This window comes from Streptomyces sp. NPDC031474 (genome assembly GCF_055581185.1).
Map to the genome: position 1 here is coordinate 195,008 of NZ_JBVIJX010000016.1, position 19,573 is coordinate 214,580.

The 19,573-nt window shown below is 70.6% G+C and carries 16 protein-coding genes; 11 read left to right on the plus strand and 5 right to left on the minus strand.

The genetic code is table 11. From position 1 onward, the window contains the following. Window positions 1-590 precede the first annotated feature (590 nt). A complete protein-coding gene (locus tag ACZ5SK_RS32450) occupies window positions 591-716 on the plus strand; it encodes a hypothetical protein (protein WP_334574375.1) in 126 nt (41 codons plus the stop codon). A 128-nt stretch (window positions 717-844) separates the two neighbouring features. On the opposite strand, the gene ACZ5SK_RS32455 is transcribed toward ACZ5SK_RS32450, so the two are convergent. From ACZ5SK_RS32455 to ACZ5SK_RS32470, 4 genes are all read right to left on the minus strand, one after another. Then, complete coding sequence (locus tag ACZ5SK_RS32455) at window positions 845-1,834, minus strand: MASE1 domain-containing protein (protein ID WP_334574377.1); 990 nt, start codon at window positions 1,832-1,834, stop codon at window positions 845-847. A gap of 51 nt (window positions 1,835-1,885) precedes the next feature. After that, window positions 1,886-2,734, minus strand: coding sequence for a PP2C family protein-serine/threonine phosphatase (locus ACZ5SK_RS32460; RefSeq protein WP_334574379.1), 849 nt, complete (start codon window positions 2,732-2,734; stop codon window positions 1,886-1,888). A 370-nt stretch (window positions 2,735-3,104) separates the two neighbouring features. Continuing rightward, window positions 3,105-4,745, minus strand: coding sequence for a phosphoglucomutase (alpha-D-glucose-1,6-bisphosphate-dependent) (gene pgm / locus ACZ5SK_RS32465; protein ID WP_468576772.1), 1,641 nt, complete (start codon window positions 4,743-4,745; stop codon window positions 3,105-3,107). 113 nt (window positions 4,746-4,858) lie between these two features. Continuing rightward, window positions 4,859-5,035 carry a hypothetical protein gene (locus tag ACZ5SK_RS32470; RefSeq protein ID WP_099935254.1) on the minus strand — a complete coding sequence of 59 codons (177 nt, stop codon included), beginning with the start codon at window positions 5,033-5,035 and terminating at the stop codon, window positions 4,859-4,861. Window positions 5,036-5,271: 236 nt separating this feature from the next. Here ACZ5SK_RS32470 and ACZ5SK_RS32475 point away from each other — a divergent pair, with 236 nt between their 5' ends. Next, window positions 5,272-5,925 (plus strand): lysophospholipid acyltransferase family protein, encoded by a 654-nt coding sequence (locus tag ACZ5SK_RS32475; protein WP_334574385.1) that lies wholly within the window; start codon window positions 5,272-5,274, stop codon window positions 5,923-5,925. Between the two features lie 131 nt (window positions 5,926-6,056). Here the strand turns inward: ACZ5SK_RS32475 and ACZ5SK_RS32480 are convergent, their stop codons facing one another. Continuing rightward, window positions 6,057-8,102 carry an AAA family ATPase gene (locus ACZ5SK_RS32480; protein ID WP_334574387.1) on the minus strand — a complete coding sequence of 682 codons (2,046 nt, stop codon included), beginning with the start codon at window positions 8,100-8,102 and terminating at the stop codon, window positions 6,057-6,059. Between the two features lie 229 nt (window positions 8,103-8,331). Here ACZ5SK_RS32480 and ACZ5SK_RS32485 point away from each other — a divergent pair, with 229 nt between their 5' ends. Genes ACZ5SK_RS32485 through ACZ5SK_RS32525 form a run of 9 tightly spaced genes read left to right on the plus strand, consistent with a single transcriptional unit; the run spans window position 8,332 to window position 19,565 of the window. Then, a complete protein-coding gene (locus ACZ5SK_RS32485; RefSeq protein ID WP_334574389.1) occupies window positions 8,332-10,674 on the plus strand; it encodes a WD40 repeat domain-containing protein in 2,343 nt (780 codons plus the stop codon). A 7-nt stretch (window positions 10,675-10,681) separates the two neighbouring features. Then, window positions 10,682-10,957 carry an acyl carrier protein gene (locus ACZ5SK_RS32490; RefSeq protein ID WP_334574391.1) on the plus strand — a complete coding sequence of 92 codons (276 nt, stop codon included), beginning with the start codon at window positions 10,682-10,684 and terminating at the stop codon, window positions 10,955-10,957. Continuing rightward, window positions 10,954-11,898: a hypothetical protein gene (locus ACZ5SK_RS32495; RefSeq protein ID WP_334574393.1), complete on the plus strand. Its 945-nt coding sequence runs from the start codon at window positions 10,954-10,956 to the stop codon at window positions 11,896-11,898. Before ACZ5SK_RS32490 ends, ACZ5SK_RS32495 begins: the two co-directional genes overlap by 4 nt. After that, window positions 11,895-13,724, plus strand: coding sequence for a carbamoyltransferase family protein (locus ACZ5SK_RS32500; protein ID WP_334574395.1), 1,830 nt, complete (start codon window positions 11,895-11,897; stop codon window positions 13,722-13,724). Before ACZ5SK_RS32495 ends, ACZ5SK_RS32500 begins: the two co-directional genes overlap by 4 nt. Next, the gene (locus ACZ5SK_RS32505) at window positions 13,721-13,996 is read left to right on the plus strand and encodes an acyl carrier protein (RefSeq protein ID WP_334574397.1); all 276 of its coding nucleotides are present in this window, start codon (window positions 13,721-13,723) and stop codon (window positions 13,994-13,996) included. The genes ACZ5SK_RS32500 and ACZ5SK_RS32505 overlap by 4 nt, the downstream gene beginning before the upstream one ends. 41 nt (window positions 13,997-14,037) lie before the next feature. Next, on the plus strand, window positions 14,038-15,135 hold the full coding sequence (locus tag ACZ5SK_RS32510) for an acyl-CoA dehydrogenase family protein (RefSeq protein WP_361703911.1): 1,098 nt from the start codon (window positions 14,038-14,040) through the stop codon (window positions 15,133-15,135). Next, entirely contained in the window at window positions 15,135-16,067 is a 933-nt protein-coding gene (locus ACZ5SK_RS32515; RefSeq protein ID WP_334574400.1) for a class-II aminoacyl-tRNA synthetase family protein, read from the plus strand. Before ACZ5SK_RS32510 ends, ACZ5SK_RS32515 begins: the two co-directional genes overlap by 1 nt. Continuing rightward, window positions 16,064-17,065 (plus strand): DUF1839 family protein, encoded by a 1,002-nt coding sequence (locus ACZ5SK_RS32520; RefSeq protein WP_334574402.1) that lies wholly within the window; start codon window positions 16,064-16,066, stop codon window positions 17,063-17,065. Before ACZ5SK_RS32515 ends, ACZ5SK_RS32520 begins: the two co-directional genes overlap by 4 nt. Further along, window positions 17,052-19,565, plus strand: a complete 2,514-nt coding sequence (locus ACZ5SK_RS32525) for a glycosyl hydrolase 2 galactose-binding domain-containing protein (RefSeq protein WP_468576773.1) — start codon at window positions 17,052-17,054, stop codon at window positions 19,563-19,565. The genes ACZ5SK_RS32520 and ACZ5SK_RS32525 overlap by 14 nt, the downstream gene beginning before the upstream one ends. The last annotated feature ends 8 nt before the right edge of the window (window positions 19,566-19,573 follow it).

Here is a 19,573-nt window from a genome sequence, read left to right on the forward strand (position 1 = left end):
CGGCGGACCTGGTGCCGCGGGGGCCGAGGCGGACCCGCCCGCCCACTCCTCGGCGGCGGCGAACTGGTCGACTGCCCGCCATCACGTCGAGCCGGCCTGAGGAACCGGCCCGACGGTCGTGCTGCTCGCTGCGCAGGGCGGGTAGAAGGCATCCAGGCCGGGCTGGGTGACGAAGCCCCCTGGGTGGTAGCCCGTGGCGGGGGCGTCGACGGTGTGCTTCCTCCCGGTGTCGCCACAAGCGCGGCGGCCCGGTCGCCGAGGCGGGCCCGGAGCTCGTAGACGCCGTCGCCGCTGTGGGTGTGCGCCGCCGGTTCCGGGTAGCGGTCGTGGTTGTGGTCGGCGACGGCGATGTCCTTCGCGGCCCCCATGGCGAGATGCCGGGCCTGCCGGCCTCGCCCGGTGTCGGGGAGGGGCCCCGCCGGAGCTCGGAGACCTTCGACGGGGTCGGGGCGTCGCCCGCCTGTCGTTTCCCGGCGGCGACGACGAGGGCGTCCGTCCGTCGCCGTCGGAGTCCGCGACGGCAGCGCGCACGTGTACGTCCGGTGCTCGGCCGCCCGGTCGGCCGGCGCGCGTACGCCGAGGGTCTCTTCGTGCGCGGAACCGACGCCGACGGTGATGGTCGGCCCGGCGTGACACAGGCGGTGCTGGCGGACGGCCCGCTCGCCAGGCAGGGGCGGCCTGCCTCGCGAGTCCTCGCGGCCGGCGAAGAGCTGTAGGCCGGCCGCGACCCGGGCGCCCTGTCCCAGTCGCCTTCCCTGTGCCTCCACCACCGAGGTCATGGCGGCCAACTGTCGCGGACCCGGGGGCGGTCGACGGGTTTCGAGAGGGTGCCGGGCGCCGCCGTTCAGTCCTCGGCGTCCTTAGCGGGCCGGCCGGGCGGGGCGTCTTCTGCGGTGAGGTGTTCCAGGACCTCGACCAGTTCCTGGCAGGCGCGCTCCACGGAGCGTCTGGTGTTGTGCTGCTCGGTGATCACCGCGGAGAGCAGGAGGGCGGTGAGGGCCATCGTCCCGTTGAAGGCCTGGAGCTTGATCATCACTTCGACGCGGGTCAGGCGTTCGAAGGGGCCGCCCGCGTCCGTCGCGGCGATCGTGGCCATGACCGAGGTGAAGAGGGCGCACAGCATGCTGCCGGCGAGCTGGAAGCGCAGGGCCGCCCAGATCAGCAGCGGGTAGACGAGGAACAGCAGGCTGACGGGGCTCTGCGTGGCCAGCGGGACGAGGACGCAGGCGATCAGGGCCATGCCCGAGGCTTCTTTCCAACGCGACAGTCGCAGGGGCCTGCGCACCCGGTGCAGCACGAGCAGGACCGGAGTGACGATCAGTACGCCCATCGCGTCACCGACCCACCAGGCCGACCAGACGGGCCAGAAGCTGTGCGCGTCGAGCCGGTCGGTGAGCACCAGCAGACCGACGCCGACGGTCGAGCTGAGCAGCATCGCGATGAGGGCGCCCAGGAACACCAGGGCGAGGCCGTCGCGTAACCGGGCGAGGTCGTTGCGGAAGCCCACCTTGCGGAGCATGAGGTACGCGCAGACGGGGGCGGCGGTGTTGCCCACCAGGTTGCCGATCACCGCGAAGTGCAGCGAGGTCAGGGACAAGATGACGAGCAGGGCGCCGAAGGCGATGCCGGCCCAGGAGCGGAGCCCGAAGATCAGCAGACAGGCCACGGCCACGCCCGTGGGCGGCCAGATGGGGGTGAAGACGGCGCCCTCGACGACGAGCTCCCGCATGAGCCCCAGCCGCCCCGCCGCGTAGTAGCTGAGGGCGACGGCCAGCGTCTCGATGGCGAAGACGGCTGATCGGCGCAGATCCGGGGTACCCACCACAGCAGCCATCAGACACCGGTGCGGCGCTGTCGGCGAGGCGAGCGGGGCGGGGTTCCGGCCCTATGGCTGAACCCGGGGGACCTGCGGACCCACCAGCCCGTCGTGTCCGACGACCAGCACGGCGGCGTCGTCCTCGTGCCCCACGCGCTCGGCGCCCTTGATCACCGCGGCGGCGAGCGAGCCCGCCGACATGCCCGCGACGGCTGCCACGCCCGCGAGCCGTACGACGTGGTCCAGGCCCTCCTCGACGCTCAGCGTCGGCCCCTCCACCACACCGTCCGTGAGCAGGACGAACACCCCACCCTTGGTGAGCCGGTACCGGGTGACGGGATAGTCCATGCCTTCCTGGACCCCGAGGGGCGGTCCGCCCTCGTCCTCGGCGACGCCGGACTTGCCGTCCGCCGTGGCCCACACGCACGGGATGTGCCCCGCCCTGGCGCTCTCCAGGACCCCGGTGGCGGGGTCGAGCCGCATGAAGGTGCAGGTGGCGAAGAGCTCGCTGCCCAGGGAGAGGAGCAGGTCGTTGGTCCGGGCGAGGAGCTCGCCGGGTTCGCCGGTGACGGAGGCGAGGGCGCGCAGGCCGACGCGGACCTGCCCCATGAACGCGGTCGCTTCTATGTTGTGGCCCTGGACGTCGCCGATGGACAGGCCGATGCGTCCGTCCGGCATCGTGAAGGCGTCGTACCAGTCGCCGCCCACGTTGAGGCCGTAGCAGGCGGGCGCGTACTTCACGGCCAGGCGGTAGCCGGGGGCCACGGGCAGGTCCCTGGGCAGCATGCCGCGCTGGAGGGCGAGGGCCAGCTCGACGCGGGAGCGTTGCAGCTCCGCGCGCTCGCGCGCCTGGGCGGTCAGCGAACCGAGTCTGGCCAGCAGCTCGTCGCCGTCGTCCGTGGGGCGCTTGCGGGACATGGATCACTCCGGCAGGACGGCAGCTCGTCGGGCGGGCAGCCCAAACGGACAAACCTCTTATTTTACCTTTACAGGATGATAGTGGCCCGAAAGCGCGAGGGCGGTCACCCAGTGACTGCTGCGCGCGGGCGAGGACGCGTTCGGGGCGCCCTGTCTCCAGGTCCACCGGGCCGACCTGCTCCACGCCCTGGCCGCCGCGCTCCCGGCCGAGCCCGGAGCGCTGCGCATGGACACCGTGGTCGTGGGCCCCGCGGAGGCCGCCGTCCGGGCACGGCACCGCGCCTGTCGGGGGGCGCGGTACGCCGCCTCCGGGCACGCACCGCGCCGCCCGCCTCCTGAGCCGCCGCGTAGCGACCCGGTCGCCCCCGCCTCAGCCGGCGAGGGCCGCGTCGACCACGTCCTTGGCCTCGTCCTGGACCCGGCGGAGGTGGTCCGGGCCGAGGAAGGACTCGGCGTAGATCTTGTAGACGTCCTCGGTGCCCGACGGGCGGGCCGCGAACCAGGCGTTGGCGGTGGTCACCTTGATGCCGCCGACGGCCGCGCCGTTGCCCGGGGCCTCGGTGAGCACGCCCGTGACCGCCTCCCCGGCCAGGGTGTCGGCGGTGACCTGCGCGGGCGAGAGCTTGGCGAGCAGCGCCTTCTCCTCCCGCGTGGCCGGCGCGTCGATGCGGGCGTAGGCGGGCGCGCCGAAACGGTCCGTCAGCCCGGCGTAGTGCTCGGAGGGCGTCTTCCCGGTGACGGCCGTGATCTCGGAGGCGAGCAGCGCCAGAATGACGCCGTCCTTGTCGGTGGTCCAGACGGAGCCGTCGCGGCGCAGGAAGGACGCGCCGGCCGACTCCTCGCCGCCGAAGCCGAGCGATCCGTCGACCAGACCGTCCACGAACCACTTGAATCCGACGGGCACCTCGACCAGCCGGCGCCCGAGGTCGGCGGCGACCCGGTCGATCATCGACGACGACACCAGCGTCTTGCCGATGCCCACGTCGGCCGGCCACTGCTCGCGGTGCGCGTAGAGGTAGGCGATGGCGGCGGCCAGGTAGTGGTTGGGGTTCATCAGGCCCGCGTCCGGGGTGACGATGCCGTGCCGGTCGGCGTCGGCGTCGTTGCCGGTCGCGATGTCGAATTGGTCGCGCCGCTCGATGAGCGAGGCCATCGCGTACGGCGACGAGCAGTCCATGCGGATCTTGCCGTCCCAGTCGAGCGTCATAAAACGCCAGGTGGGGTCGGTGAGCGGGTTGACCACCGTGAGGTCGAGGCGGTGCTGTTCGGCGATCCGGCCCCAGTAGGCGACCGACGCCCCGCCCAGCGGGTCGGCGCCGATCCGGACGCCGGCGGCGCGGATCGCGTCCAGGTCGAGGACGTTCGGCAGGTCGGCGACATACGTGCCGAGGAAGTCGTAGCGGTGGGTCGTGGGCGCGGCGAGGGCCTGGGTGTAGGGGACGCGCCGGACGTCCTTCAGACCGGCCGCGATGATCTCGTTGGCCCGGTCCTGGATCCAGGACGTGGCCTCCGACCCCGCCGGTCCCCCGCTCGGCGGGTTGTACTTGAAGCCGCCGTCGGCGGGCGGATTGTGCGACGGGGTGACGACCACGCCGTCGGCGAGGGCGGCGGTGCGGCCCCGGTTGTGGGTGAGGATCGCGTGGGAGACGGCGGGCGTGGGCGTGTAGCCGTCGGCGCTGTCGACGAGCACCGTCACTCCGTTGGCGGCGAACACCTCCAGGGCGGTGACCCTGGCGGGCTCGGACAGGGCGTGGCTGTCGGCGCCGAGGAAGAGGGGGCCGTCGGTGCCCTGGGCGGCGCGGTACTCGCAGATGGCCTGGCTGGTCGCGGCGATGTGGTCCTCGTTGAACGCCGTGTTCAGCGACGATCCCCGGTGTCCCGAGGTGCCGAACGCCACCCGCTGTTGCGGGTCGGCCGGGTCGGGGTGCAGCGCGTAGTACGCGGTGACCAGCCGGGCGACGTCGACGAGATCCTCGGGGCCGGCCGTTCGGCCCGCTCGCTCGTGCTGCATGTGCCCGCTCCTCCACATCGGTTGACCATTGGCCTGCGGTCCCATCTTCCCTTGTGGGAGCGACTGTCCGCGAGTACGGGACGACAGTACGGGGCGGTTTTCCGCAGGTGCGCTCAGCGTCGGCGACCGCGCACCGACCAGCCGCTGCCGACTCCCGCGAGGTGGAGGGCGAGCGCCGTCAGGCCGAGGAGCATGACATTGGTGGAGGTGAAGGTGTCGTTGGTCGAGATCTCCGCCGCGTTGATCAGGAAGGCGAAGAAGAACAGCACCGCCGAGATGATGGCGAGCATGGGTCCGTCCCTTCGGGTGTCGGTTCGTTCGGTGTCGGTTCGGTGTCAGCCGTTCGGTATCGGTTCGTGCTCGGTATCGGTTCGTGCGGTGTCTCTTGTTCTGCGGATGCCCCCGACCAGGCGCCGAACACCGCGGAACCGGCGCGCGCCGGCCGGGATCTGAGTAGCCGTACTCAGGCGTGGGCCGTCCCCGTCGCACGACACTGGGGCCCCGACCGCCCACACCGGAGGCTCCCGTGTTCAGCCGTGCCGTCATCGCCCTGACGCCGTTCTTCGGGCGGCTCACCGTCACCAGCGAGATCAAGCTGCGGTTGCCCGCGGGGACCATCTTCGTGGCCAACCACGACTCCGTGGCCGACCCGGCCGTCGTCATGACCGCTCTGCGGCGGTACGAGCTGGAGCCGGTGGTGATGGCGACTGCGGGCCTGTGGCGCATCCCGTTGCTCGGCAGGGCGCTGTCCCGCGAAGGGCACATACCGGTCCGCCGCCGGACGGCGCACGCGGCGCTGGCCCTCGACGCCGCCGCCGAGGCCCTGGCCGGCGGCCGGCACGTGCTCCTCTACGGCGAGGGCGGGCTGCCGCGCCGCAGGGACGCGGCCGCCACCGCGCCCGAGCCGTTCCGCACCGGCCTCGCCCGCCTGGCGCAGGCGACCGGCGCGCTGGTCGTGCCGGTGGGTCACGCGGGCGCCCGGCGGATCGCGTCGGGCTCGGCGGCCAAGCAGCTGGCGGGCACGCTGACGGCCCCCGTCCGGCGCCCGCACTGCCACGTCCACCTCGGCGCCCCGATGCGTCTGCCCGCGGAGACGGAGAGCGGGACGACGGCCGCCCGGCTCGCGGTCACGACGGCCTGGCGAACGGCGGCCCGCGCCGTGGGCGAACATCCGAAGTAGCCGGACTCGGTCGACGCCGGGTGATGACCGGGCCGGTCACGGCCGGGCAGGCGTGGGCGCGACAGCACGGGACCGCGACGGCGGGCACGTGCCGTTCCGGAGCGAGTGATCCAGCGACGCGCGGGCCCGCGCTACCCGTCGACGGCCTTGCCGGCGGGGAGACGGTCGGTGAGGAGATCCTGCCAGCGGTGCTTGAGCGTGGTGCGCAGGAGGTCGTGGAAGAGCCGGTACACCGTCGTGCCGTCACTGCGGTCGGTGACCAGGTAGGCGCTCAGGCGGGTGCCCAGCAGCCAGGCGATGTCGCTGTCACCGTAGTGGTCGCCGTCGTCGTCCACCGCGTGCGCCATCAAGGGCCAGATCCCCCGCCAGGGAATGCCTGATCCCAGGGCGAAGGCGACCGCGCGCATCAGGACGAGGGCGCGGCGGCGCTCGGCCGGATTTCCCAGACTGTCGCGCAGGTCGTTCCGGAAGACTCCGACCAGCCCGTCGTTGAGTGCCCTGAGCCAGGTCTCGTCGTCAGCGAGAACGACTTTGCCGCGGTCGGCCAATGACTTGGCGGTGATCCGCGCCACAAGAAACGATCGTCCGGCCCGTTCGCCCACCGCACGAGCCACGGAGGACGCGATCTCCGCCTCCGCCTCGGCGTAGGGGGAACCGGGGGTTCGCAGAAGGATCTCGTGTACGTAGGAGACCACGTCACGCTGATCCCACCAGGGCTCTTCGTCCACGGAGACGCGTTTCGCGGCCAGCAGCTTCTCGGTGAGATCCGCCAGCACCTGCGCCTCGGGCTGCACCGTGCCGGCAGTCCGCGTGCCGTCCGTGGCGGCCAACGAGCGGACGCCCACCAACAGCCGCAGCTGCGGCGCGGCCGGATCGGGCTCGAGGTAGGCAAGGACCTCCCGGACCAGGGTTTCCGGATCCGCTGCCTCGTCGAGCGCGTCGATGACGATGGTCACGGGCCTGCCGTGGGTCTTGAGCCAACCGTGCCAGGCGGTGAGGAGCTCGTCGACCGTGGGCTCGGTCGCGCTGTCGACAGGCACCTGGAGCGCCTTGCAGATCTGTGAGAGAACTCGACTGTGCAGCTTTCCGGTGGCCAGGACGGCAACGTCCACGGCGTCCACCTGCGGCCGCAGAGGCGCCGGGATCAGCTCGACCTCTTGGGCGTAGCGGTCCAGGAAGTGCCTGTCGCTCAATGTGACAAGCCGGGACAGTGCGGCGGACTTGCCGCTGCCCGCGCCGCCGGTCACGATCATCGCGCCGGGCTCGCCGGATGCCGCCGCTATGAGCTTGCGCATCAGCGCACGGCGCCCGGTGAACAGCCATCCCGGCTCCTCCGCGGTGGCCACTCCCCGCGAGCGGGGCGACCAGTGGGCTTCCAAATCCTCCCGGGGCAGAGCCAGTTCCTGGTGGTGGGCGTCCAGTTCGAAAACGAATTCGCGTGTGTGGTGAGGGTTGGGCAGACACACGTGCGGCCCGGCAAGGCGGCTGCCGTACAGGGGATGGAGTGACTGCTCGTCACCCAGCAACTTCTGCACGTCCTGGAGGAAGTCGGCCACGTCGATGTAGGGGCCCTCGCCGTAGCGCCGGCCCTCCGGTTCGCGCAGCTCTTTCAGGAACCGGGCGATGGCGGTGGTCAGGGCCCCTTCCACGGCCCGCTGTTCGCGTGTGGCACTGGGAAGTACCAGCCACTGCCGACCCAACCCATTGCTCAGTCTGAGTGCGTCACCCGCGACGTCGCCCGCGAAGCACGCGTCGAGTATGAGGAGCAGGTGCTGGACGGGAGTGTCGGCGAGCCATGCGATCAGATCGGAGGTACGCAGCGCCGTCGACGACACCATGTCGCTGTCGCTGTCGCTGAAGACCAGATAGTGCGTGCCGTTGGCCTGGACGCCGTGGCCGGAGACGAAGACGACGGCGGCATCGGCGTCGGTCCACGCCCGTTCGCGGACAAGTGACGTCAACCGGCCGCGCACCTCGGCCTCGGGCGGATCGCCTGCCAACTCGGGCCAGCGCTCTTCGAATCGACGTTCAGCCAGGGCGCCCGAACACAGCCACTTCTTCAGGGTGGCGACTTCGTCCCGCACACCGGGCAGCGCGGGCCACACCGGATCCCCGTAGGTGGCGGTGGTGATCGCGATAAAGTGCCGCCGCAGGACCTCGTGATCAATATCCGTCATGAGCGGGCGCCATACCTCCAGTCAACGAGAGGGTCCATACGACGCCCCCTCCATATTCGATCAACCGTGCCTCGAACATCCGGCATCAGCCACTCGGAAGCCTGGGTGGCACCACGTCTTGATGGGCAACGCCGGGGAATCGTACGATGCTCTCTCGGGCGGAGCAACAGTCGCTGCTGCGTAGCTGCCGATTCATTCGACGGGTGCGCCTACGGTGGAGAGGCGGCGGATGGTGGACTCCGAGCGGGATGTTCAGCGCCGCATCGCGGAGTTACTCGCCGTCTATGTAAGACAGGGAAGTCTCGGCTGGCTCACCGTCAACAGTTACATCCGTCAGCACTTGCCGACGCACGCGTCGTTCGGTGAGCTTCTCGGTGATTTGATGCGGGACATAGGTTTTCTCGGCGCCGCCGAGCCGGAGCGCCTCATTCCGCAATTGTTTCCCATTGCCGCACACGGTGACGCCGTCAGTGCCGGGATCGCCAGATCGTACATGCGGCTCGGTGTGTCCCGCGTCGGCGGCACCTTCGCCCAGCGGATCGCGAACCTGGCCCTCGAGTGCGCCTGTGAAGAGCCGACGGTGCAGTGGCACGCCGACGTCCTGAGCCAGACCCTTCAGCCATGGCAACTGCAGTTCGCCCAGGGCCGTCCAGCCGCGCATCCCGCCCGGCCGCGCATCGGCTCACAGGACCTGTCCGCGCTGGCCGTCGCACCGGTCGGGGGCCGCCCGCTGATCGCGACTGCCACCCTCGACCATCACATTCAGGTCTGGGACGGCACGACCGGTGGGGTCTCCCTCGCGTTCAAGGCCCACCACGGTGCCATCCGAGGCCTTCGGATCGGCCGCTTCGCGGGGATCCACCACATCGTGTCCTGTGGCGCGGACGCCACGATCCGCCTCTGGGACATGACGTCGGGCAACCTGGTCCGGCGCATCGCCGCGCCTTCCGCACCCACCTGTCTGACGTTCGACACGGACGGGGACAGTCCCCTCGTGACCTGCGGCAGCGAGGACGGATTCCTGCGGACGTGGGACGTCACGACGGGCTCCCTGGTCAGGGAGCTACGGGCCCACCGTGACGCGGTCGCGAGTATCACGGCGGCGGACATCGGCGATGTCCCGACGCTGATCTCCGGTGGCATGGACCGCACGGTGTGCGTGTGGCATCGCGTCAGCCAGGAGAACCTGCTCAGTCTCACCGGCCCGACGGGCAGCATCCTCGGTGTGGCCGTCGGCACCGTCGACGACAGGTCGATCCTCGCCACGGCGAACTCCGACGAATCCGTCTGGGTGTGGGACGCGGTGAGCGGAGCGAAGCTCCACCGCTTCACCGAACACCAGGCCGTCGCCACGTGCGTGGCGTTCGGCAGGGTCGACGGGGAACCCGTCATCGCCTCGGGCAGTGCCGACATGACGATTCGGCTGTGGAGCTGCCGCACCGGCGAGCGTCTGGCCGTCCTCGCCGGGCACCTCGGCGGAATCCGTGCCCTCACCTTCGCCGATCTCAACGACCGCAGTGTCCTGGTGTCCGCGAGCGCGGACCGCTCCATCCGGGTCTGGGACCCTGCGACCCGGGAGAGCCTGGCGCCCGAGTCCCCCACGGACGACGCGGTCAGCAGCGTCTGGCTGTGGGGAAACAGCGAGTCGACCGTCCTGGCGAAGGACACCCACGCCGGGCCGGTACGTGGTGTCGCCTTCGCCGACGTGGACGGACGCCGCACGCTGATCTCCGGGTCACTCGACGGTTCCATCCATGTGCGGGACGCCGGCACGGGAGAGCTGCTCATGCGGTGGCACGGGCACGAAGGGGGCGTACTGTCCCTGGCCGCCCTCCCGTTCGGCGACCGTCTGCTCGTGGCGTCCGGAGGCCACGACGGTCTCGTCCGGCTGTGGGACGCGCGCGACGGAACGCCATTCCGGGCGCTGCACGGGCATACGCGAAGCGTCTGGGGCGTGGCCGCAGGAGTCGTCGACGGCCGGCTCGTCGCGGTCTCCGGCAGCCGTGACCGAACCGTCCGGGTCCACGACGTGGCAACCGGCGAGACGCTGCTGGTGCTGGAGGGGTCCAAGGAGCGGATCTGGGGGGTCGCCTGCGACACCCGCGGAGACCGGACCGTCATCGCCGCCGCGAGCACCGACCGAAGCGTCTGGATCTGGGACGCACACACCGGCCAGCATCTGCGTCGCCTCTACGGCCACGCGCGCGGCGTGCGTTACGTGGCGTTCGGAGAGCTGCGCGGACAGCCTGTCCTGGCTGCCTCGAGCGCCAGCGGCGAGGTCCGGGTGTGGAACTACACCACGGGCAGCCAGCTGGCGACGCTGAGCCGACACAGCGACGGGGTCTGGGGCATTACGGCGGACACCTTCCAGGACCGTCTGATCATCGCGTCGGCCAGTGACGATCTCTCAGTGCGGTTGTGGGATGTCGCCACCCAGCGGTCACTTGCGATTCCCCAAACCTCTCCGGGCTATTCCGTGGACTTGAAGGAGGGACAGATGGCCATCGGTACCGGTCGCCATGTGCTGGCCGTGAGCCTGCAGGACCAATTGTTCGACGAGATGACCCATTGAGCCGCAGATGAGAAATGGCGGATCACTCTCCCGGGCGCAGTTCGAACGCGTTTTCCATCGTCTGCTGACGGCCGCATTGGCCGCACAGGATGTTCCCGAGGACGGAACGACCCTCGCCGACGCAGGCCTGGACTCATTTCGGACACTGGCACTGATGATGGATATGGAGGAGGAATTCAACTTTCTGTGGCCGGCCAAGACAATGGCGAATGCCACCCGTTCCTTGTCCGTCACACGACTGCGGGAAGAGGTCTGGGATCTCCTGGAGCGTGGTGAGTCGTGAGCGGTCGTCACGAACACCGGCTCGGCGCAACGATTGAGGCCGAGGGCGCGCTCGACCTGGCGTACACCGACACCACTCCGATCGCCACCTGCCACTGGCAGTTGATCGCCAACGTGCTCGCCCTGCGGGGACACCCGGGGTACTGGGAGAGACTCGGTCTCGCCTGGGGAGTGCGGTGGCGTGGAGGGGCGGTGCTCTTCGGCTCCATGACGTGGAACGACGTCCTGGCCGAGGCGACCGGCATCGTCGTGTCCATCCAGACGTTCGCCACCGCTGAGGCCGCCAGGGCGAGAGAGCTCGACCTGTCGGCAAGGGGCGTGCCGTTCCTCACGGAGGTCGACGCGTTTCACCTGCCTGCGCCTGCGTCCGGTGGCGAGAGCGGCTCCAGGCATGTCGTCCACGCCGTTGTGGTGGTCGAGCGGGGGCCCGAGTGGGTCCGCATCGTCGACGTGAACCTGGGCAGGCACGTGATGGCCCTCCCCGCGCCGAGCTACGAACGGATGCGGTCCGCCCCCTGTGAGGGGCGGGCCGAACCGTACAAGCTCTACGCCCTCCTGCGCGACCCCGATCGAAGCGACTCGCCCGCCCACTTGCTGACCCTGGTCCGCGCCCATCTGCGGAGCACCCACGAACGTTCGCAACAGGCACTGCGGGCGTACACAGCGTGGGCGCGGGAGAGCGACGCACGCATCGATGTGTGCCGGGTGGCCGGGGAGCGTTACCAGGCAAGTCGATTCTTCGAGTACCTGCACGCTCACGGCGTCCGTGCGGCCGGCTCGATGGCCGGGTGCTTCACGGACCTGACCGACGCCTGGTACATGCTGCACATGCTCGCCGAGCACGAAGGGGCGGCGCGGTCCAGCCATCGCGGGAGGCTGATCCGGATGCTGCAGCATCTCGCCGAGAAGGAGTCGTCCGCCGCGGAGACGGTCCTCGGATGAGCACGGACCGCCCTGAGACGGAGACCGCGACGGCCGGCCTCGCGGGCGTCACACGGCGCCCCGTCCATGTCCTCGGTGTGAACACCGGGCCCCACGACGGGTCGGCGGCACTGCTGCGGGACGGGGTTCTCGTCGCGATGGTCGAACAGGAGAGGCTGAGCCGGAACCGCTATGCGCCGGGTGAGTCCCCCGGCGAGGCCGTGCACTCCTGTCTGGCGGCCGCGGGCCTTGGGCCGGACTCGCTCGACGTGATCGCCGTGGGCTGGGACCTGCCCAGGCTCTCCGCGACAGAGGGAGCGGACTTCGACGAAGATCGCTTCAGATCCTGGCTGTTGGGTCCGGCAAACGCCGACCGCTCCCGGTCCGTGCCCATCCGCTGCTACGACCACCATCTCGCCCACGCGGCCAGCGCCTTCTACACCAGTGGGGTGCCGTCGGCCGCCGTCATCGTGGCGGACGGCCGCGGGGAGTCGGCCGCGACGACGCTGGCGGTGGGTACCCCCGACGGCATCGACGTGGTCAAGTCCTGGGGTACGCGGGACTCACTCGGCCATTTCTACGGCTGGGCGGCGGAGTGGGCCGGTCTCACGGTCTGGGGGGCCGGCAAACTGATGGGACTGGCTGCCTACGGCCGCCCCCGGCAGTCCGTACCCCTGGTCGTCGAGGCCGACGACTACGCCATCAGCGCCGCACCGCCCGCCGAAGCACCGGTGCGGATGCACTACGCGCTGAGCAGGAGCCGCCTGCGGGCGCATTTCCGGACGGCCAACTTCCCCTTCCGTGAAGCCCAGGTCGCCGACGTCATGGCGTACTCCGACTTCGCGGCATCCGTCCAGGACGGACTGGAGGAGGCCCTCCTCGCCCTGGCTCGCGCCGCACGACGCATCACCGGGGCCGACACGCTGGCGCTGGCCGGTGGAGTCGCGTTGAACTGCGCCGCCAACGGCCGGCTGAGCAGGTCCGGGCTGTTCGGGGACCTGTGGATACCCCCGGTGCCCCACGACGCCGGCGTCAGCCTGGGCGCCGCCCTCCTCGCGGACCGGGACCTGCGGGGCCCCCGGTGGCGGCCGCCCGAAAGGATGCCCCACGCCTTCTGGGCGCCGCGGTCCGCCGCCCTCCGCCACGAGGAGCGGACCGGACTGTCGAAGTGGAACGTGGAGCAGTGCACGCAGGAACTCCTGGCGCAGAAGACGGCGCAGCACCTCGCCGACGGGCTGGTGGTCGCCATGTGGCAGGGCCGTGCGGAAATCGGACAACGGGCCCTGGGCGCACGCAGCATCCTGTGCGATCCGCGTCGCAGAGAAGCCCTCACCCGGGTGAACGAACTCAAGGGGCGTGAGGGCTGGCGCCCGTTGGCGCTCGCGGTCCCCGCGGAGCACTGGGGTCAGTACTTCGAGGGAGAGGCTCCCGCGCCCTCCGCCTACATGCTGGTCGCTGTGCCGGTGCGCGAATCCATGCGGGCCGGTGTGCCGGCCGGTGTTCACGTCGACGGAACGACGCGGCCACAGGCGGTCCATGCCCGGCACACGCTGTTCCACGCGATCCTGAGGGCCTTCCATGACCTGACCGGGGTTCCCTGCCTGGTGAACACCTCCTTCAATCTCGCGGGCCGCCCCATGGTCCTGTCTCGCGGCGAGGCCCTCGAGACGTTCGCCCGCAGCGCACTGGACGTCCTCGTCATGGACGACCTGGTGATCCGAAAGCCCGACAGAGCGGTACCGGACCGAACCCGGGAGCGGCGGCCACGCGCGCTCTCCTTCACCCCGTGGAACGACGTTCCACGGCCGCGGACGCACCTCGGCGCAAGAGGGGAGAGCACGTCGTGACGCAGACCGCAGCCGCGCCGGACGACGACGCGGTCATCCGTCATGTACTCCAGGAACACGCGCGTCTCGGAGTGCCGGTGGCCGAACTCGCCGACTCCGACGACCTGTACGAGCGGGGGATGACGTCGCTTGCCAGCGTCACCGTGATGCTGGCGCTGGAGAACGCCTGCGACATCGAGTTCGCCGACCATCTGCTGCGCAAGAGTACGTTCGCGAGCATCCGAGCCATGCGTGCCGCTGTGAACGAGATGCGCTCGGCAGGCGTGCTGTGACGGCGCCGTGCCGATCCGACGTGGTCGACCGGGCGGCGTTCGTGGCTCGGACGTGGGCGGGACCGGCCGCCGCCGACGTCGACCGTCACGCGCGTCTTCCCTCCGAGGCCCTGGCAGGTCTGCGCGAGGCGCGTCTGCTGTCCGCCATGGTGCCTTCCGACCTGGGCGGTGACGGCGCCTCAGTGGCGCAGATCGGAGGAGCTGTCGAGGCGCTGGCTCAACAGTGCGCCTCCACCGCGCTGATCTACGCCATGCATCAGATCCAGGTCGCGTGCCTGCTTCGGCACGCGCGCAGCGCCGCCCTGCGTCTCTTCCTCCAGGAGACGGCCGAGCGGCAACTCCTGATCGCGTCCGCGACGTCGGAGACGGGAACGGCCAAAGACGCCTCCTCCAGCAGATGTGTGCTGGAACGCCGGGCCGGGGGATTCCGGTTGGACAAGAACGTGCCGGTGATCTCCTACGGCGCCCACGCCGACGCCGTCCTCGTCACCGCGGCCCGATCGTCGAACGCGCCCACGGACCAGGTCCTCGTTCTGTGCCGACGGCCCGAACTGCAACAAACCGGCGTGTGGGACACGCTCGGCTTCCGAGGTACGTGCGGACCGCCGTACAGGTTGCGCGGTCAGGGTCCCTTCGACCACGTCCTGGAGGACAGGTTCGGGGACATCCTGGCGCGGACCATGTTGCCGATCTCCCATGTGCTGTGGGCCTGCGTATGGTTGGGCCTCGCGACACAGGCCCTCGGCAAGGCCAGACGTTTCGTCCGGGAGAGCGCGCGACGCGCGTCCGGCGCCCTTCCGCCGGGTGGGTACCGACTGGTCGAAGTGGCGCGACAACACCAGCGCCTGGCTGTTCTGGTCCGTTCCGAGGCACGCCGTATCGACGAGACGCCGGCGGAGGAACTGGCAGAACCTCGGTCCGCCGCAGCCTCGAACAATGTGAAGGTTTCGGCATCCGAGCTGGCGGTGGACGTCGTCCATGGCGCGCTGGTCGTCACCGGCATGGCCGGCTACGCGAACGACGGGCCCTACTCGATGGGACGCCTGTTGCGTGATGCGTACGGCGGTCTGGTGATGGTGAACAACGACCGGATAGCCGCCAACACCGCCCTGCTCCTGCTGGCCGCCGGGGAGGCGTGATGGCGGATGACATGCCGTCCTCGGCCTTTCTCACGGCCCTGGTCAAGAGCGGGCACCTGCTGCCGTTGGGCGCCGACGGTGTGTACGGCCACGGCTCCGCCTTCGAGGCGATCGTGGAAGGCGTCCAGCACGCCATCACCGAGCGGGGAGCCGATCAGCGGGCGACCAGCATGCGCCTGCCACCCGTCTACCCGGCCGCGAACTTCGCGAGAACGGGATATCCCGTCTCCTTTCCCCACCTCGGCGGCGCGGTGTTCACGTTCCGCGACGCCGAGCGACGGCGCCGCTCGGCGTCGGCCGACGTCGGGGACGAGGCTGCGCAGGACGAGTGGACGGCGTCCCTGGTCCCCTCCGGCCTGGTGCTCGTACCCGCCGCCTGCCAGCCGGTGTACGCCCTGCAGCGGGGCGACCTGCCCGAGAGGGGACGAGTCCTCGACGTGCTCGCCCAGTGTTTCCGGCGGGAACCGTCCCGCGATCCCTTCCGCATGCAGACATTCCGCCAGCGCGAGTATGTGTATCTGGGTGATGCCGCGGGCGCCCGCACCCATCTCGACACATGGCGGGCGCGCGGTGTGGACCTGCTGCGGGAGCTGGGTCTGGCGGCCTCGCCGCTGGCTGCCAGCGACCCGTTTTTCGGACGCGCGGGACGACTGCTCGCGGCCAACCAACTGGACGCGGGCGCCAAAACAGAGTTGACCGTCCCGCTCCACGACACCGGAACCGATGGACAGCGGACCTCGTGGGCGGTGGCCTCCTGCAACTACCACGGCGACCACTTCGGGCTCTCGTTCGGAATCAGCAGCGGCGGCGCCCCCGCCCACACCGCGTGCGTGGGCTTCGGGCTGGAGCGGCTGACACTGGCCCTGTTGGGCACGCACGGCATGGATCCCGTGCGGTGGCCCGTATCCGTGCGGAAGGCGCTGCTCCTGTGAAACCGGTGATCTCCCTGCGCCCTGAGACCTACACCCGGCATTCCCTGCACAGTCCCGACCGTGTGTGGACGGAGACCAACTGCAGTCTCGACGTCTGGATCGAGGTCATCCACTCCCTGGGGCTGGACCCGACTCCGGCGGCGGTCTGCGCCCTGTCGGCGGACTTCATCGGCGATCAATGGCGTTTTCTGAAATTCCCGGTCGAGGACCTCAGGCGGCTCTACGGCCTCAACGTGGAGGAGATCAACGTCTGGCGCCCGCTGGGGCAGCACATCGAGGAGCATCTCGCCGCGGGCCGGCTCGTCACCGTGGAGGCCGACGCGTTCTTCCTCCCCGACACCGCGGGCACCGCCTATCGACGCACGCACACGAAGTCCACGATCGTCGCCAACGCCGTGGACATCGCGGGACGGCGGCTGGCGTACTTTCACGGAACGGGCTATTGGGAGCTGTCCGGTGCCGACTGCGACGCCGTTCTGCAGAGCGGAGTCGCCGACTCCCGATGGATGCTGCCGCCCTACGCCGAGGTCGTGACGTTGGATCGTCTGGTGCGCCGTGACGCCGACCTGACCACGTGCGCCAAGCAGCTCGCCCGGGAGCACATCGGCCGGCGGCCCCCCGACAACCCGGTGGTCCGGCTCGCTCGGCGCGTCGAGGCCGACGCCCAGTGGCTTGCCCGGCAGGGAATCGCCGCCTTCCACCAGTACGCGTTCGGCAGCCTTCGGCAGTGCGGCGCCAATGCGGAACTGGCCGCCTCGGCTCTCACCTGGCTGGCCGACCGTGGGGCCGGTCGGCTGTCCCCCGCGGCAGCGGCGTTCGCCTCGGCGGCCGCCGCGGCCAAGAGCGCGCAGTTCAAGCTGGCGCGCGCAGGGCGACGTGGCACCCGCGACGTGCACGGTGTGCTGGACGCGGTGGCCGAAGCATGGGGGCAAGGCACCGCGCACCTGGCTGTGTGGTCCCGGCATCCGGCCGACGAGCGCGCCGATGTCACCGGCTGAGCCGTCGGGCCCGTTCGGCGCGGCCCCGGACCTCCTCGCCACCGCTCGATGGACTCTGCTCGGCACCGCACCGGGCGTGGTCGAGGGCCCGGACTCGCTGCCCCGAAAGGGCGCGTGGATCCCTGCCCGGGTTCCGGGCACCGCGGCGGACGCCGTCCGTCGCGCCTACGGCGAACGGAAAGCCAGAGCGGAGGACTACGACGGCCAGGACTGGTGGTGGCGGTGCGTCGTCGATCTCGACTCGCGGCCGGCCGGCTGGTGGCTCGCCCTTCACGGCCTGGCGACCATCGCCGACGTGTGGGTCGCGGGACAGCATGTCGTACACAGCCGGAACATGTTCCGGTCCGTGGGCGTGCCGCTCGAAGGCCTGGCCGGGCCCACCGAGGTCGTCGTCCGATGCGCCGCCACCACGCCTGTGGTGGCGGGCCGCCGCCGTCCGCGACCGCGGTGGAAGTCCCCGCTCGTCGCCCACCAGGGATGGCGGCACCTGCGCACCTCGTTGCTCGGCCGCGCTCCTGGATGGCCGGGTGGGGTCGCGGTGGTGGGGCCCTGGCGTCCGCTGACTCTGGCTCCCCTGGACCGGCCTGTCGTGGTGAGACGAAGACTGAGGACTCGTTTGGAGGGGAGCACCGGAATCCTGGATGCGGACATCTGGTTCGCCGTCCCCCCGGCCTCCTCCGGCAGCCGTGTGCACGTGAAGGACGTCGTGGTGGACTGCGAAGCGGCCTCGCCCACGCACCACACGGTGAGCGTGAGCCTGCCAGGAGTGCGGCGGTGGTGGCCGCATTCGCACGGTGACCAGCCCCTCTATCCGGTGGAGGTCGAGGCCGACGGTGTGCGCGTCCTCCTGGGCAGGGTCGGCTTCCGTACCGTCGAGGCGACGGACGGCGACGGCGCGTTCGGGCTGCGGGTGAACGGCGTGCCGGTCTTCGTCGCGGGTACGTGCTGGATGCCTCCGGATCCCTTCTCGGTGCAGACCGCACCTGAGGCGGCCGCGGAGTGCGTCCAGCAGGCCCGGGAAGCGGGATTCAATCTGATCCGGCTGGTGGGCGGCACACTCTACGAGGAGGCCGCCTTCCACGACGCCTGCGACGAGCTCGGCATGCTGGTCTGGCAGGACTGCATGCTGGCCACCCTGGACCCCCCGGACGACGACGACTTCGCGGAAGAACTCGCGGCCGAGGTGTCGGAACTCGCGGACAGACTGGGCGGCAGGCCCAGCACCGCGGTCGTCAGCGGGGGGAACGAAACCGAGCAGCAGCCCGTCCTCCTGGGGCTTTCGCCCAGCAGCTGGGAGGTGCGGGCCGTCACCGAGATCATTCCGAAGGTGCTGCGCTCCAGCGTGTTGGACGTTCCGTACGTCACCTCGACCCCCATGGGCGGGGCATTCCCCCCACACCCCGGGGAGGGCATCGCCCACTACTTCGGCGTCGGCGCCTATCTGCGTCCGCTGTCCGACATCCGTGTCGCGGGTGTCCGCTTCGCCGCCGAGTGCCTCGCGTTCAGCATCCCGCCCGAGGAGCAGAGCGTACTGCGTGCTTTCGGCGGGGCGTACGTAGCCGGCCATCACCCCGAGTGGAAGGCCGCCGTTCCCCGGGACCGGACGGCTTCCTGGGACTTCGAAGACGTCCGGGACCACTACGTCAGCACGTTGCTGGGCGTCGACCCCGCCCAGGTACGCCGCACGGATCCCGAGCGCTATCTCGATCTGGGGCGGGCCGCTGTGTGCGCCGCCATGACCGAGGTCCTCAGCCGGTGGCGGCGCCCCTGCGACCCCTGTTCCGGTGCCATCGTGCTGGCACTGCGCGATCTGCTCCCGGGTGCCGGCTGGGGGCTGGTCGACGCATACGGCCGCCCCAAAGCCCCGTGGTACGCCGTGCGCCGTGTGCTGGCGCCCACCGCGATCCTTGTGCACGACGAGGGCCTGAACGGAACGACCGTGACGGTGGTGAACGATGCTGCCACCCCGTTGGCCGGCAACCTCACGGTCAGGAGTTGGACCGCTCAGGGAATGCTGCTGGACGACCGGCAGGCCGCACTGACCGTGGCCGCACGCGGCGCGACGGAGATCGACCTCGACCGGTTTCTGGGCGTCTTCACCGATGTCAACCACGTCTACCGGTTCGGACCCCGGACCCGCGACGTGCTGCACCTGGCTTTCACCGCCGCTGCCGACGACAGCTTGCTGGCGGAACAAGTGGTCCTGCTGGACGGACGAGCGCTGCCTGCCCGCAGAGGCGGACTGCGCGGCACGCTGCGGTACGTGCGCGGCAGCTGGCAGATCGCTGTCACAGCCGACGAACTGGCCCAGTGGGTCGTGGTGTCCGCGCCCGGTTACCGTGCCGAGGACTCATGGTTCCATATGGCCCCGGGAACAACGCGATCGCTGCGTCTCACCCCCGAGGAACCGAACAGCGCGGTTCCTCCCGCCGCTGTTGTGCGCGCACTCAACGTGCAGCCCACGTCCGCCGCGTCGGCGGACGCGTACCGCGATGCCTGACCCGGTGC